This window comes from Stenotrophomonas indicatrix (assembly GCA_041545745.1).
Lineage (GTDB): Bacteria > Pseudomonadota > Gammaproteobacteria > Xanthomonadales > Xanthomonadaceae > Stenotrophomonas > Stenotrophomonas indicatrix_A.
In genome coordinates, this window is the sequence record CP168152.1 from 1427193 (window position 1) to 1442061 (window position 14869).

Annotated in this window: 15 protein-coding genes; 4 read left to right on the forward strand and 11 right to left on the reverse strand. The window is 61.1% G+C overall.

What is annotated here, in order from left to right:
* Positions 1-50: 50 nt before the first annotated feature.
* The 3 genes from ACEF39_RS06495 to ACEF39_RS06505 form a co-directional block, all read right to left on the reverse strand.
* On the reverse strand, positions 51-1589 hold the full coding sequence (locus ACEF39_RS06495) for a sensor domain-containing diguanylate cyclase (protein WP_500287371.1): 1539 nt from the start codon (positions 1587-1589) through the stop codon (positions 51-53).
* Positions 1590-2095: 506 nt separating this feature from the next.
* Positions 2096-2959 carry a LysR family transcriptional regulator gene (locus ACEF39_RS06500; RefSeq protein WP_500287372.1) on the reverse strand — a complete coding sequence of 288 codons (864 nt, stop codon included), beginning with the start codon at positions 2957-2959 and terminating at the stop codon, positions 2096-2098.
* Between the two features lie 38 nt (positions 2960-2997).
* Positions 2998-4017: an MDR/zinc-dependent alcohol dehydrogenase-like family protein gene (locus ACEF39_RS06505; protein ID WP_500287373.1), complete on the reverse strand. Its 1020-nt coding sequence runs from the start codon at positions 4015-4017 to the stop codon at positions 2998-3000.
* A 116-nt stretch (positions 4018-4133) separates the two neighbouring features.
* Here ACEF39_RS06505 and ACEF39_RS06510 point away from each other — a divergent pair, with 116 nt between their 5' ends.
* Complete coding sequence (locus ACEF39_RS06510; protein ID WP_500287374.1) at positions 4134-4502, forward strand: winged helix-turn-helix transcriptional regulator; 369 nt, start codon at positions 4134-4136, stop codon at positions 4500-4502.
* 72 nt (positions 4503-4574) lie between these two features.
* Here the strand turns inward: ACEF39_RS06510 and ACEF39_RS06515 are convergent, their stop codons facing one another.
* From ACEF39_RS06515 to ACEF39_RS06525, 3 genes are all read right to left on the reverse strand, one after another.
* Positions 4575-4775 (reverse strand): DUF2274 domain-containing protein, encoded by a 201-nt coding sequence (locus ACEF39_RS06515; RefSeq protein ID WP_500287375.1) that lies wholly within the window; start codon positions 4773-4775, stop codon positions 4575-4577.
* Positions 4776-4997: 222 nt separating this feature from the next.
* Positions 4998-6149: an amidohydrolase family protein gene (locus tag ACEF39_RS06520; RefSeq protein ID WP_500287376.1), complete on the reverse strand. Its 1152-nt coding sequence runs from the start codon at positions 6147-6149 to the stop codon at positions 4998-5000.
* A gap of 5 nt (positions 6150-6154) precedes the next feature.
* Positions 6155-6922, reverse strand: a complete 768-nt coding sequence (locus ACEF39_RS06525) for an SDR family oxidoreductase (protein WP_500287377.1) — start codon at positions 6920-6922, stop codon at positions 6155-6157.
* A gap of 69 nt (positions 6923-6991) precedes the next feature.
* Between ACEF39_RS06525 and ACEF39_RS06530 the strand changes: the two genes are divergently transcribed.
* Complete coding sequence (locus tag ACEF39_RS06530) at positions 6992-7924, forward strand: LysR family transcriptional regulator (protein WP_500287378.1); 933 nt, start codon at positions 6992-6994, stop codon at positions 7922-7924.
* Positions 7925-7969: 45 nt separating this feature from the next.
* Here the strand turns inward: ACEF39_RS06530 and ACEF39_RS06535 are convergent, their stop codons facing one another.
* Both ACEF39_RS06535 and ACEF39_RS06540 read right to left on the reverse strand, forming a co-directional pair.
* Positions 7970-8917 (reverse strand): alpha/beta hydrolase family protein, encoded by a 948-nt coding sequence (locus tag ACEF39_RS06535; RefSeq protein ID WP_313458070.1) that lies wholly within the window; start codon positions 8915-8917, stop codon positions 7970-7972.
* Between the two features lie 53 nt (positions 8918-8970).
* The gene (locus ACEF39_RS06540) at positions 8971-9732 is read right to left on the reverse strand and encodes an SDR family oxidoreductase (RefSeq protein WP_500287379.1); all 762 of its coding nucleotides are present in this window, start codon (positions 9730-9732) and stop codon (positions 8971-8973) included.
* A 94-nt stretch (positions 9733-9826) separates the two neighbouring features.
* Between ACEF39_RS06540 and ACEF39_RS06545 the strand changes: the two genes are divergently transcribed.
* Positions 9827-10741 (forward strand): helix-turn-helix domain-containing protein, encoded by a 915-nt coding sequence (locus ACEF39_RS06545; protein WP_500287380.1) that lies wholly within the window; start codon positions 9827-9829, stop codon positions 10739-10741.
* 317 nt (positions 10742-11058) lie between these two features.
* Here the strand turns inward: ACEF39_RS06545 and ACEF39_RS06550 are convergent, their stop codons facing one another.
* Positions 11059-11919, reverse strand: coding sequence for an NmrA family NAD(P)-binding protein (locus ACEF39_RS06550; RefSeq protein WP_500287381.1), 861 nt, complete (start codon positions 11917-11919; stop codon positions 11059-11061).
* Positions 11920-12040: 121 nt separating this feature from the next.
* Between ACEF39_RS06550 and ACEF39_RS06555 the strand changes: the two genes are divergently transcribed.
* Entirely contained in the window at positions 12041-12973 is a 933-nt protein-coding gene (locus ACEF39_RS06555; protein WP_500287382.1) for an AraC family transcriptional regulator, read from the forward strand.
* A 531-nt stretch (positions 12974-13504) separates the two neighbouring features.
* Here ACEF39_RS06555 and ACEF39_RS06560 read toward each other — a convergent pair.
* Complete coding sequence (locus ACEF39_RS06560; RefSeq protein ID WP_500287383.1) at positions 13505-13828, reverse strand: hypothetical protein; 324 nt, start codon at positions 13826-13828, stop codon at positions 13505-13507.
* A gap of 150 nt (positions 13829-13978) precedes the next feature.
* Positions 13979-14866 carry a LysR family transcriptional regulator gene (locus ACEF39_RS06565; RefSeq protein WP_500287384.1) on the reverse strand — a complete coding sequence of 296 codons (888 nt, stop codon included), beginning with the start codon at positions 14864-14866 and terminating at the stop codon, positions 13979-13981.
* Positions 14867-14869: the final 3 nt, after the last annotated feature.

Below are 14869 nucleotides of genomic sequence, written 5' to 3' on the forward strand. Positions count from 1 at the left end.
GCACTGCGGCGCAAAATACCGGTGTGCCCCGTACATCCGGGGCGCACCATTCAGCCAAGCTCGGCGCCCGCAGTGGCAGACAGTTCATCATGCCCCAGTTCGCCGGGAGAGCGCGCGATGACCCGGTTGCGGCCCAGGTTCTTGGAGCGGTAAAGCACGTCATCTGCCGCGCGCAGCAGGTCCTGCACACCGGCAAAGCGCTCGTAGCCGCCCTGGGTGGCCACGCCGGCCGAGAAGGTGATGAACAGCGGGCCGCCTTCCAGTTCCGCCATCGGGGTAGCGACGATGTTGGCCAGCACGCGGCGGATCACGTCAAGGGCCACCGATTCGCTGGTATTGGGCAGCAGCGCGACAAACTCCTCACCGCCGAAGCGGGCCACGGTGTCGCTGTTGCGCAGCTGCCCCTGCAGCTTGCCGGCAAAGGCGCGCAGCACCTCGTCACCGGTCAGGTGGCCGTGGGCGTCGTTGATCTTCTTGAAATCGTCCAGGTCGATGAAGGCCACCGACAACGGCCAGCCATGGCGGCCGGCGCGCAGGAACTCCTGCTCAAGCACGGCTTCAAGCTGGCGGCGGTTGAGTACGCCGGTCAGGGCATCGCGATGGGCCTGGTCGGCCAGGCGCTTGGCGCGTGCCTCGAATTCATCGGCGCGACGGCGGGCCTGGTCGGCGTCCTGCAGTTCACGCAGGTTGCGCAGGGTGGCCAGCTCCTGCGCGTGGTCGATCAGCTCGCGCACGCGGGCTGGTGAATTCAGGCCGTTCTCGAACAGGCTGGCGATGTCCGGCAGCGCATCGCTGATCCGCGCCAGGACCTGGTCGAAGCGTGCACTGTCCAACTCCAGCCGGTCGTGGACCTGCTGCAGGGCGCGCTCGCGGGCGGCATCGGCGTCTTCATCCAGCCAGATGTCGGCAACGGCGCCAGACAGCTGTACGCAGGCCTGGAACGGATTCTTGGCGGCACCTTCGTCTTCGCTGTGGCGGATGCTGTCGACCAGATAGCGCGGCAGGCCCCACTCCTCGGCTACCCAGGCACCGACGTCGGCGTGGCTGCAGCCGAGTTCCTGACGCTCGCGCGCGATCAGGTCGGGGTTGTCGCGCGCTTCGCGCAGCAGCGGCAGGTAGCGTTCGGATTCAGCCTGGGCCAGGCACAGCACGCCCATGTCCTGCAGCAGTCCGGCCAGCATCAGCTCCTCCAGCCGGCGCAGGCCGCGCGCCTGGCCGAGCTGGCTGGCCGCCAGCGCGCTGAGGATGCTGCGCTTCCAGGCGCGTTGGCGCAGGTCGTGGTCGGCGCCGCCTTTGCCGGTCAGGCCCTGGGTGACGGTGAAGCCCAGGGCGAGGCTGATCGTAGCGTTCAGCCCGAGCATGGTCAGCGCCTGGCCGAGGTTCTCGATCCGGCGCCGGCTGGCGTACAGCGGCGAATTGGCGATACGCAGCATGCGGGCACTCAACGCCATGTCGATGGCGATGATGTCCGCAGCGGTTGCGATGTCCGCTTCCGGGTCCTGGGCCAGTTCGATGATGCGCAGGGCAATACCGGGCGGCGAGGGGAGGTTGCGGCAAAGCGCCAGTGCAGCTGTCAGCTCGGGAGGCATGTCGGGTCGTTCAATTCCATTAGGACAAGAATACCTAGGAATGCATCACAGTCCGCGACTTTCGTTCCTGTTATGTGACTGCAGATTCCCTGTGCCGAGTATCGGCCTGATTCGCACGCAACGCAAAGACCCTTCGCTCCGGTGTGCGCAGCAACGGCGCGCATCCACGGAATGGGCACCCACCGCGGGTGCAGGCATAAAAAATGGCCAGTGTCAAGCCTTCTGCGCAAAGGAATTGTGGTTTAAAAGAATATACGGGGCAATAGGTTAGCTCCATTTGGCACCGCTTGCAGGGGATGCGGTGTTGCGGGCTGGGGGCCACATAAGAGCCTTGGGAAAGCAAGCCGGGTCGCGCTGTAACGGTGACGATTGCCAAGGGACGGTGGACTTATTAAGCATCATGGCCCAACCGGCTATTGCACTCCAGTACATGGAAAGCCGCCCAAACCCGCGTGGTTTAAGGACTTGGCTGTAACCGGCATGGGCCGATACCGCCGCTTGTACCGTCAGAAACGCATAAAGGCATTTGGCACTGTTGCCAATCCCTCGACAACGAAATCAACGAACGCCCTGACCTTCGGCGAGAGCTGGCGACTGGAGGACCAAATCAGCCACAGCGCCCCGAACGGAATCATGAACTCCGTTAGTACCGGTCGAAGCACACCCGAAGCGATACCAGGAGCTGCGACATAGACTGGCAGGTGCGCCATCCCAAGCCCCCTTGTTGCAGCGGCAAGTCCCGCTTCTGTGTTGTTAACCACAAGACTCGCCGGAATCGCTGTGTCTCCGTATGGCTGGGCGAAGGACCAGGGTGCGAGTCGGCCACTCGACGGGTACTTGAAGTGAATGCAGGAGTGCTGCCCCAGATCACTGGGCATTTGGGGTCGGCCACGGCGCTCGAAGTATGCGTCGCTGCCATAGACCACGGAGTGCTGCTCCCCGATCAGGCGTGCAACCAGCCGAGTATCTGGTAGGTGCCCGCTGCGCACCGCGACGTCCAAGCCGCTGGCGACGATATCGACGACCTGGTCCTCAACGTCGACGTCCAGTTCGATGTCTGGAAAGCGTTCCGTGAACTCTGGCAACTGTGCCATCAGCAAATGAAGACCGAAGATCTGCGGAACGCTGACGCGCAGCCGGCCTCTGGGCGTCTCGCGGCTTTGCAGCAGGGTGGCTTCCGCATTCCACAGTTCGTCGAGAACGCGTTTGCATCGTTCGTGGAACAGCGCGCCTTCTTCGGTCACGCCGATGCTTCGCGTCGTCCGGCTGAGAAGGCGAACGCCCAACCGGGTCTCCAGCCGTGCCACGTTCTTGGAAACGGCGGACGACGAAACCCCGAGAATGCGCGCGGCCGCAACGTAGCTGCGCACGCCGGGTTAGCAGATTGCTTGTGCGTGCCTGAGGATACTCATTGCTTCAATGAAACTGCGGGAGGCACAAGAACAGCCCTCGCGTTAGGTGCTCCCTGATAGGCCATCGCGGCGTCAATCTCCTCGAAACGAAAAACCTTGCCGATCTTAGTGCGGAACAAAGGGTCCGCGATGACACTGCGCAGATCAGTCATCGCCGCTGCCAGTCGTGCCGGGTCTTTGGCCGTGGCGCTATTGAAATTACTGAATCGCTTCACCACAAGGTTCTTGCCCATGAACAGCTGTGACGGAATCGTCACTGGCACCGAAGCATCGAGGATTCCGTATATGTAAATCGAAGTATTCATCGGTACATGCGGAGCAATGCGGTTAATCAGAACGCCGCCCAACCCGTCAAACACCGCTGTGGTTCCAAGGGCTTCGGCCAGTTGTCCCAGCTTGCCCTCGAACCCTTCGCCATCCGTTGCTATGACGTGTTCGAGACCCAGCCGACGTGCTTCCTCGTATTGCGCCTGCGAGCGCACAAGATGGATGACCGGAACCTGGCGTTTTTTCGCCAGCACGGCCAGCGCCAGTGCGGTCGCCGAGGCTCCCGCCGTGGCGATCACGCCACGATGGCCTTCCACCGCCATTTCCTGAAGGAAGGCATAGGGTGTGAACGCATTGACCAATGAACCGCAGTAGTCGCACGCCGGCAGTTGGTCAGGCAGGATCAAGCAGCTGGTGTAAAGCACCTGTGCCTTTTCGGACCACAATCCTACCGTCTGGGCACTGGCGCTGAGTGACCGATAGAGCGCCACGGACTTTCCAAGAAACTCCTCCGGAACTCCTGCGCCAATCGCGGCCACTTTGCCAGTTGCGGAAGCGCCCCATGCGCTGTTTGATCGATTGAGAGCCCCACCGGCCGCGCCTGGCATTGTCAAGAACAACTTGTCGCCATGGTTAATGCCGCAAGCCTCGATGTCCACGATCACATGATCCGGAGGCGGAATATCAGGTGCGGGGATGTCCAGGACTTCCAACCTGCGGCTGGACGCATTGATGCCAATTGCTTTCATGCATGTTCCTCATGCCCCGGCGAAGTTGAAGGGAGGGATGCCGTGCCAGGACGGATACATGAGAATTCCAATTCTTACTTTTTACAAGTACGGAATTATTTGTTAGTGTTTTCGCCATGAAGCTTGAAACGAAGTGCCCCGTGGCGTTTACTTCGCGGATTCTGGGCGGCAAATGGAAGGCCAGAATCATTTGGGCGCTTGTCCGGAATGAACCATTGCGCTTCTCGGAGATCCGTCGAGCCTGCCCGCCCGTCAGCGATCGCATCCTGACGAAGGAGCTGCGGGAGCTGGAGCACTGTGGCCTGATCTCGCGTGAGGCCTTCCCCGTCATTCCGCCGAAAACCGAATATCGCTTGACCGCCCTGGGTCAGACGCTTCGTCCGGTCATGTCCGCCATGGCCGATTGGGGCTTGGCTAATCGCGAAAAAGTAATCGAGACATCAGAGGACACCGACCCAGCCACTTCGTCCAATGCCGGGGCATGAATTGTTTAGTGTGGTGTTCGGCATGGCCCGGAACTCCAGAACGAAGAACGCGGTGGATAGCATGCAACGCCGTCATGCCGGCTTCGATGGCGCGCTCCGTGTCGCCGTGCCCTTCCTGAATCCTCTATCCCCCGCCATGAACGCTGCCAGCATGTGCGGGATCAACTTCGTTGCATCGACTGCTTCGCCATACGCATGCGCATGCAGCGCGACATAGCGGTCGAGGTCAGGCCTGTCGGCGCAGATTATCGTCAACCCACCGAACTCCGCCAATAGGGCAAGGAAGACCTGGGTGGCGGATATACCTATCTGCTCCGTGAAGAATCTACTGTGGCGGGGAAGTCGCGCTAGTCGAATTAGCTAAGAACTTTCTGCCTCCCACGATGGAAGATCACAAATCCCAGAAAGAGGGGGCGGGCGATGGTCGCCGGGAGTCGTTCAGCATTATTTGCTTCTGCTTGCCCTTACTTTCTTGTCGCCTAAAGATGTGCAAAATCATTTGTCACCGATCAACCGTATCCAATTACCGTGGGCGAACCCGGCCTTGTCTTGCACAGAGAGTCCGCAGTTGTCCAGGAAACTCCTCGCCTCATGGCCGGGACGGTACTGATAGGGAAAATCGGTCGAAAAGAGCAGACGGTCAGCCCCGACCACCACAGCGGCTCGTTCTAGGAAATGCGGAAGGAACATGCCGCTCGCGGTGACGTAGAGGTTCTTGCGCAAGTAGGTGGCGATCGGATGCGCAAGGCCGGACACACGATCCATCGCAGCCAAGCGTTCCGCATAGAACAGCACCAGCTCGCCCCAATGGCCGAGGATCACTTGAAGGTTCGGCAGGCGGTCGAAGGTACCGGACAGGACAAGGCGGATGAACTGGATGCCTGCGTCATAGTGCCAGCCGAGGCCGTAGGTGGCGAAAGCCGCATCAACGTCAGGCGAGAACCCCGAATAGTAGGCCTCCCTCACCGCCGGATCGGGCACGCGGGGGTGCAGGAATACCGGTACGCCCAACTCCGCCGCAGTGTGGAAGACGGGCGCAAAAGCAAGGTCATCGAGGTGGCGCTTGCCGACTTTCCCGCACAGCAGCGTTCCCTTGAAGCCCAGCGTTTTGATGCAGCGTTCCAATTCGCGGGCCGCAGCCTCCGGTACTGCCATCGGCAGCGTAGCCATCGCCTGGAAGCGCGTTGGATGACGCGCCACCGCCGCCGCCAAGGCGTCATTGGTTCGCCGTGCCAGATCGACACTTTCCGCCCCGAGGTCGTGGAGCGCTGGTGTCGTTAGGGACAGCACCTGAATGTCCAGTCCGGTTTCATCCATTAGCGCAATCCGGTCTTCGGCCAGATTGAGCAAGCGCCCCTCCATCACGCCGGAATGGAACGCGACGCTTGGATCGGTTGCCTCCAAGCCGGCATCGCTCCAAGCCTTGAGTATCTCGGCGGTCAGAAAATGTTCTTCGATGCCAATGAGCTTCATGGGCGCTCCCAGATTTCCATTCAGTACAACTTTGCTGCTGGAGCTGCTGGCCATGGCCGGTTGCTTCGCAAACGCCTTTCCGGGGATTAGCGAACCACTCGCCGCACCCGCCAGAAGACTCAGCGAGGCGCCAAACACCGCCCGACGTTCATCATTGATATTTTCGGCAGTCATGTGCTTCACCAAGGAACAGTTCGGCCCATGCGATCGAGGTATTCCAGACCTGGCCTTCCGCGTTTCGAGAGGACTGCCTTCACCAGGTCGGGGACGGTTTCCTCCAGGCTGAACGGTGCTTCCGGTCCACCCAGTGCGGTACGAATCCAGCCGGGAGCCAACAACATCAACGCACGGGATTCGTCTGCATTCCGGGCTGCGTAGCTGCGCATGTATTGGTTCAAAGCCGACTTGCTGCCACGATAGACCTCATGTCCGCCTTTCTCATTGCTGGTGATGCTGCCTTGCCCGGACGACATGACGCCGATCAGTCCGTTGGCAGGCACCAAGCCCTGCAACGCTTCGATGACGCGCATCGGTGCGAGCGCGTTGGTGAGCATGACGCGCACAAACTCCTCCGTGGACACGTCGGCAATGGTTTCGTTCTGGTTGGTGTTCGCGGTTCCGGCATTCACGAATAGGATCTCGAAGCGAGAGCCAGAGAGGCGATCGCGTAGCGCGGTAATCTGCTCCTGCTCGGTAACGTCGAGCTGCTCGATTTCAACGCGACCCGCGTGGGCATCGGCCAAATCATGCAATTCGGTTCTGGCAGTCCCGCGCACGGTGCCGGTGACGTTCCATCCACTTTTGATAAATTCCGCAGACATGGCGGCGCCAAGGCCACGCGAAGCACCGATGAGCAAAATGCTCGGACGAGGTTCACGGCTGGTTGAGTTCGTCATAGTTGCAATCCCTTCATTCGGCTGGCAGCCATGATTCTCGACGTGGATCATGGTTTGCACCAGACGCGTGCGATGCAATAATCGATTGCATCAAACGCATAGTTGATTCAAGGATTGGCCATGGTGCAGAACGTGGATCTGAACCTCCTCACATCGTTGGACGTGCTGCTCACTGAGCGCAACGTGACGCGGGCGGCACACCGCCTTGGCTTGAGCCCCTCGGCCATGAGCAGAACGCTTGCCAGGCTTCGGCTAGCCATAGGCGATCAACTGCTCGTACAGGCCGGCAGGACACTTGTCCCAACCCCTTACGCGGAACAACTGACCGAGCAAGTGCATGAACTTGCGCGCCATGCCCGCGCGGTGCTCCAGCCCGTCAGCAACACCCTTGACGTTGCGACCTTGGAGCGGACGTTTGCGATCCGGGCCAATGATGGGTTTGTCGATCTCGTCGGCCCCTCGCTGATGGCCGTGATCGCCCAGACTGCGCCCTATGTTCGCATCCGCTTTGTTCCGAAGCTCGACAAGGACGCACAGCCGCTTCGGGAAGGCATGATCGACCTGGAGATCGGGGTGATTGGAACCAAGGCGCCGGAACTGAAGACACGGCTTCTTCTTCAAGACCGGTTCGTTGGCATTTGTCGAACGGGCCATCCCATCTTGGGCAGACCGGGCGTGACGGCCAGACGCTATGCCAGCTTCCCGCATGTGGTCGTCTCGCGCAAACGCCAATTCTCCGGCCCGGTGGACGATGCTCTGGATCAGTTGGGCTTGCACAGAACGGTCGTCATGGTTGTGCCCGCCTATGCCAACGCAATGCGGATCGTGTGCTACTCAGACCTCATCGGGCTTGTCCCGCGTTTGAGCCTGGGGATTGGTTCGCCGTGCGACGCTACCATAAGCGCGGGCATCCAGCACTTCAAGCTGCCGGTGCATACCCCCCCGATAAAGGTATCCGCCATTTGGCATCCACGACTTAACGCAGATCCCGCCCATCGCTGGCTCCGCGACACCATCTTCGCTGTTTGCAATGACGTGGGACTGGTCAGCTGATTGCCTGACTGCTGCCAGAGAACGACGGCAGCGGCAGGCATGGCTTCAGGTGTTGGCGGCGAGCGTTACCTGCGCCAACGCGCTTGCAGGTCCGTCGAGTGAAGCGATTGCAGCGGGCCAAGCCCCCACATCAAGGTCGAGAGCGGTGAGAAGCCAGGCCACGCTTAGCCGCCGCGTCGCCTCAAGACTATCGGGCGCCTCAATTTCCGTTTCTTTTGCATCCAGACCAGCAATGCCGCCCAATCCGTGACCAACGCCATACAGGGTGACGAGAGCCTTGGCTCCCGGGCTGTCGTGAAAGGCATCCGAGTGCCACTCCGGGCCGCGTGACGTGAAGTGCGGGTTGTCGTCCGCGCCGCAGATCACAACACTGCGCGTTTTCATATGCGAAAAATCCACATCAAAAAATGGAAAGCGCGCCGCACTTTGCGCGGTGAGGTCACTGCCACCACGACCCGGTGCCGCCAGCAGGACGCCTGCGGATATGCGCGGGTCAGCAAAGTCCTCTTTTGCAAGCCGCGCGCCCAGAAGCAGGCCGACCGTGTGCCCGCCAAAAGAGTGGCCAGCAGCCGCTATGCGTCGGTGATCGAGCCGACCCGCTATTGCTGGCGCCTGCTGTTCCACTTCATCCAGTTGGTCGAGAATTGCTGTCATCTCGGACACGCGCTGGCGCCAAAAGTAGGGCGCACCGGGAGCGTCCTTGGGCAGGCCACCGACAGGCGAATTTCCATGGGTTGGCTGGATCACGGCAAAACCGCGTTCAGCCCAGAACTGCGCCAGGGGTGCATAGCCATCTTTGGAGGGAGCATATTTTGAAGGTCCGGCTCCGTGCGAGAGAAGCACGATTGGCAGTGCGTCGCCTTTTGCCGGTGCAGTCAGGCGCAGCTCAAGTGGTGCACGCCCTGCCATCGGCAGGACGATCGGCGTATAGGCCACGGTCAGCGCCGCCTGGGGCGTAGGGATGGACCGCGACAAATCGATGAGATTATTCATGTTGTCACCCTTTTGAGCCCCCTATGGGCGCCGGGTCAAGAGGAGCGGTACGTTCAGCTGTTGGCCTGGGTGGCTGTCTGATTGAAGATAGTTTCTGCATCGGCGCCTGCTGGCAGGCGCATCGGCGCATCCGGCTCCGTCACGGCCCGCCATACGGCCTGCGCCACGTCGTCAGCCTCTGTTTTCTCGGTCGAGCCGCGCATCATTGCAAAGTAGTCTTTCACGAAAGCGTCATAGGGCGCCGGAACGTCCATCCCCATGCGTGCCACGGCGTTCTTTCCAAAGGCGGTCGTCGGGGCCGACCCCGGCAGGACAAGCCGGGCACGGATGCCGAATTGTGCTGTCTCAAGGGCGAGGCTTTCCGTGAACGCATTGATGGCGGCCTTGCTGGCGGTATAGACCGACAGCGCCGGAAATGGGCGCAGCGTGACGCTGGAGCTGATGTTGACGATGACGCCGGACTGTCGCGCACGCATGCCCGGCAGCACCGCCTGGGTCATAGCTATCGTGCCGAGCACATTGGTCTCGAAAAGTTCGCGGGCCTTGGCCATGTCTACACCCTCCAGCACGTTCAGCATGCCGACCCCGGCATTGTTGACGAGCGCCTCGACAGCACCGGCGTCGGCCACGGCCTGGGCGATGCTGGCTGCACTGATGACGTCGAGTGCCAGTATGTGCAGGCGATCATGCGCTGGCATTGTGTGTGCCTGCGGGTTCCGCATGGTCGCGACCACCTCCCAACCTTGAGCAAGGAAGAGTTCTGTCGTGGCGAGACCAAAGCCCGACGAAGCGCCGGTGATAAGAATTTTGGGCATGGGTATCTCCTGTCGTTGGTACGACAAGGATGGATAAAACTTTCCGGACTGTCTATATTTGAAAATCCGATATATTTCAGCGAAAGTCCGAATTATGGCTATTTCGACAATTGACCCCCTCGCCAGTGTCGTCGCGCTGCTCAAGCCGGAGCCTTCGATCGCCAAGCTTGTCAACGGCGGCGGCCGCTGGCGCGTCGAGCGCACAAACATGGCAAGCCCGTTCTACTGCGCCATGGTCGAGGGCACTTGCTTGCTGACCCTTCGGGACCGTGCGCCGCTTGTTCTTGGAGCGGGAGACTTCGTTCTGGTACCGGAAAGCTTTGATTTCACTATGTCGAGCATTGATCCGCCGCCACGCGGCGCCCCGCACCGGCCGCTGGAGACCGGCCCAGGTGTTTTCCGCCTGGGCGAACAGGACGCACCGAACGAAATGCGGTGCTTAGTGGGCCACTGCAGCTTTGCCTCGCCGGACCGGGAACTGCTCGTTTCGCTCCTGCCGGCGGTCATCCATGTGCGCGCACATAGACGCTTGATCGCGCTCGTTCAGATGATCCAGGAAGAGACGCAAAGTGATCGTGCAGCCCGAGACATGGTGCTCGTATGCCTTTTGGAGCTGCTGCTGGTCGAGGCCTTGCGCTCCGTCGAAAGCACGATGGCAGAACCTGGATTGCTTCGCGGCCTCGCCGATCCCAAACTTGCCTTGGCGCTGCGGCAGATCCACGCAGACCCCGGTGCAAGCCTGTCCGTTCAGGGCTTGGCCGCTGCAGCGGGCGTGTCGCGCTCCACCTTCTTTGACCGCTTTCACAGCGAGGTCGGATCCGCGCCCATGGAATATGTAGCTGCCTGGCGGATGGCAGTGGCAAAGGACATGTTGGTGAAGGGCAATATCGCGATGGCGGAGCTCGCGCGGCGTGTCGGCTACGGGTCGGTCAGTTCATTCAGCATGGCCTTTTCGCGGCATGTTGGAACACCACCCGGCGCTTTCGCCGCCAGATGCCAGGCTGCGTAAATCGCACCTCGACCAGTTCTCATCCGATGACCATGATGCTGCGGATGAGGTCGGTAGCTGCCGCAGCACCTGGGCCCCCTGCAGCAAACCGCCATCTCTCGAATTGCGGTCCCCGTGAACAACGTGGTGGGCTCACACAGCGAGACTGCGAACGGCGATCAATGCCGGCTCATGCGGACAAGGCTTCGGGTCTTCGGTTTCAGCGGTTTATATCCACATCCCTGTTGCATTGCCACGATGGAGCACCTTGGGCATCTGCAGATGCCCCGGCGAAAGACCCGAAGCGGTCTACCGCTGGCGCCAAAAACGGGCGTTTGTCACTTGCGCACGGTCGCAAAGAATCTGTCCGGGGTTGTCGTGCCCGCGACGGACTCGGTGCCAATGACACCATGATCGATCCAGCTGGAATTGATCCCATCATTCAGTTCCTCTATCGGGCCTGTAGAGCCCGCCGGTATCCCCATCGATTCCAGCGTTGACGTCCATGCCTCACGTGGAACGGATCGGGCTGTGACGGCACGGCCAACGACGTTGCCTATCGCCTGAGCCAGATCGTCCGGACTGAATCGCGAGCCGAGCTCGACAATCCTGCGACCCTCCCAATCCTCTTGCAGTCGCCTTGCGATCTCCGCGCCGATATCAGCCGTAGCGGTCATGGGCACCTTGCGGTCAGTCGGCGTCAGGAAGAAATCAACGAACCCTGACGCCTCTGCCTGATGCAGGCCGTACAGGTAATTTTCCATGAAGGAGCCTGGCCGCAAGATGGCGGTAGGCATGGCGAGGTCGTCCAGCGCCTGCTCCATCAGGTGCGTGGATGTGATGTTCCCCAAACCGCTGGTTCGTTCGGATCCAAATGACGACAGCAGGACCAGGCGTGGCGGTGGCGTGACTCGAAGCGCCTCCACGAAACTGGCGATGGTGGCCCTGGCTTCTGGATGCCCCGGCGCCGGGGTCATCGTTGGCGGCAACATCAGGAAGGCGCCTTCGACACCCTCCAGCGCTGCGGCTACATCCCGCGCATTGTTCAGGTCGCCTTGATGAACCCGCACACCTTGCCGCGACCATTCCAATGCCCTTTGCGGATCCCGCACAAGCGTGCTCACATTGAACCCGTCTTCGAGCAACTGACGCGCAGCAGCACCACCCGTTTTCCCTGTGACGCCAGCGATGAAAAACATACGATGTTCCTTGTTCTGTTTGAGCAGCGCCCACAGTAACAAGACAAGCTTGGACGATCCATGCTTTAGGCTCCACAGTACTTTCGATATCGTCCAAGCTCATCATCCCCCGGCTATCAGCATGGACCTACTCTCCGAAGCCCTCGCGCTCCTTAGACCCCAGACGTACGTCCTTCATGCGTTGGACGCAGGCGGCGATTGGGCTATCCAGTTTCCTGTCCATAACGGCGTCAAGCTGAATGCCGTCTTGAAAGGCTCATGCTGGCTTCTTTCAGATGGAGAAAGCGAACCCTATCGCCTTGTCGAAGGAGACTGCTTCCTGCTGACGCGCGGCCGGCCATTCGTCCTTGCCAGCGACCCTTCCATATCACCGGTCAACTATCTGGACGCGCTGTCTTACGATGCCCAAGGCATTGCACAATGCCAGGCTGGTGGCGACTGTTTCCTGGTCGCAGGTCACTTCTCCTTGAAGGGAACCGGTGTCGACAGGCTTTTCGAATACCTCCCGCCGGTGGTCCCGGTGAGCGCCGCATCGAGCGAGGCGTCAGTGCTTCGATGGTCACTGGATCTTCTCGCGCAGGAATTGCGGAATAGTCAGCCAGGCCATTCGCTTACGGCTGAGCATCTTGCGCACATCATGCTCATCCAGGTGTTGCGGCTGCATCTTGCGTCGACAAAAACGATGAACAACGGTTGGCTTTCAGCGCTGCATGATCCGCAGTTGAGTGCAGCCATCAATGCGGTGCACCAGGATATTGGCCGTCGTTGGACTGTGTTGGAAATGGCGCAGCTTGCCGGCATGTCCCGTTCGAGTTTTGCCGCAAAGTTCAGACAGGTGGTCGGAACAACGCCATTGGGGTATCTGACTCAATGGCGAATGCAGATCGCCGTTGATCGGCTCATAAACCGGGAAATCAGCCTCGCGAGGATCGCATATGAGGTTGGATACGAATCGGAAGCGTCATTCAGCACCGCATTCAAGAAGATCCATGGCCATTCTCCAAGAGACCATCGGGCTCGTGTCTTGGCCGAAACGCCGGCCCAACAACACTGAGTCGCGAACAGCGTGGCGAGAGCCGATGAGAAATTCCGCCAGTGTCCACCGACGAAAGCGCAGGCTGTGGGCTGCGCTTTCGCTTTCAAGGCGCGCGGCCGACTGCGGCTGGCCGCACCGCGCAGCGGTCGCAATGCAGTGGAGAGTCTGGAAGAGCATGCAATTTGTCCCACGAGGAATGCGCGCAGCGCAGGGGAAACTGTTTGCGTTGGAAGGTTGCGGCCATGGAGCCCAAGGCGCAACCGCGCCACCGCCAGGATTCACGACAAGACAAGGACGTGCAGGCCAACCGCTGCCGAATGAAAACATGGCCGACTACGCTTTCGCACAACCTGCCCCAGCAAGCCGGGGCGTAGCCCCACAAGCCGTGCCTATTGCGGCGGGGCTACTTATCCCGCAAGCGCAGGCGCGAAGGCATGAGGGGTTGATGCCGCGCATGGCTGCAACGGCAAAGACGACGCGGGGCGAAGCCCGGAAGCCCGGCGGCCCATCGTACGGCGACCAGCCTAAAACCCCATAAGGCATAGCAGGCTAAACCGCCAGCAGCACGACGCACAACAGCGCGATATACGCCTTGCTTCGGCGGACATTCCCGCGCTCTACGACGAAAACGGGCGCGACAGCGCCTTGGTGCAACTGCTTTTGCAGGAAGTACGCTTGGCGCAGACAATGCCCCTGTTTGCGCCGATCCCCCAAGACCGTCAGCTTGCGCGGCTGTGCAAGGCATTTCTGAAATCGCCCGGCATCCAAGCGACGCCCCTGACCTGGGCGCAGCGGCTGCACAAGGGCCTGCGTACCTTCACCCGGTTCTTCCACCAGCAGACGGGCATGAGCTTTGGCGCATGGCGCCAGCAAGCCTGCCTGCTGGCGGCGCTGCCCCGGCTGTCGGCCGGGGCAGTCCGTCACGTAGGTCGCGCTAGATCTCGGTTACGACAGCCCCAGCGCGTTTTCCACCATGTTCAGGAAACGGATTGGCAAGACACCAATGGACTCTATTCGGGAAGGTCATGGCGCTGCGCGAGCCAGCGTCAGACCAAGCCCCGGTTTCTCTGCGACAACCTTGGCCACAAAGTCCATCACGGCACGCACGGGCGCAGAGTGCCTTAGATCGCGGTGCACCACCAGCCAGATGTCACGCGAGAACATGGCACCGTCATGGTCCAGCCGCACCAGCCCGGATTCCGCATCGCCGAGAAAACAGGGCAGACCGGCCACGCCAGCCCCGCACCGCGCAGCCGCCAGATGGCCGCTGATGTCGCTCAACTTGCACCCGACCCGACGCCCGGCGGCAATCCCGAGCAGCCACTTTTGCTGGGGCATGTCGGCGAACTGCGCGTCGTAGGCGATGAAGGTCCAGTCTTCGGGGCGGTGCGACGTCACGTAATCCTGAGTCGCGTAAAGCGCAAAGGGCATCTGCCCGAGCTTGCGAACAACGCTGCTGGCTTCCTGGGGCCGCACCTGCCGCAGCGCCACGTCGGCCTCCCGGCGGCTGAGCGACACCTGCTGGACCTGCGCCGAAACAGACAGCTGGATGCTTGCATGTTCGTTGCGGAAGTCGGCCAGCTTGCTGGCCAGCAGGTGCGTGGCCAGCACCGGCGACGCGCTGAGGGTGACCTTCCCGCTGAGCGGCACATGGCTCGCATGCGCCAGGCGCTCCGCCGTGAAGGCTGCATTTTCCATCGCCTTGGCCTGCTCGTAGAGTTGCACGCCCATCGGCGTGAGTCGGCAGGAACGTGGCAGGCGCTCGACCAGCGGCGCCTGCAACTCGGCCTCCAGCGCCGTCAGGCGTCGGCTGACGGTGGCATGGTCCACGTGCAAGGCCCGGGCGGCCCCGGAGAGAGTGCCGGCGCGGGCCACAGCCAGGAAATGACGAAAGTTCTCCCAATCAAACATCGG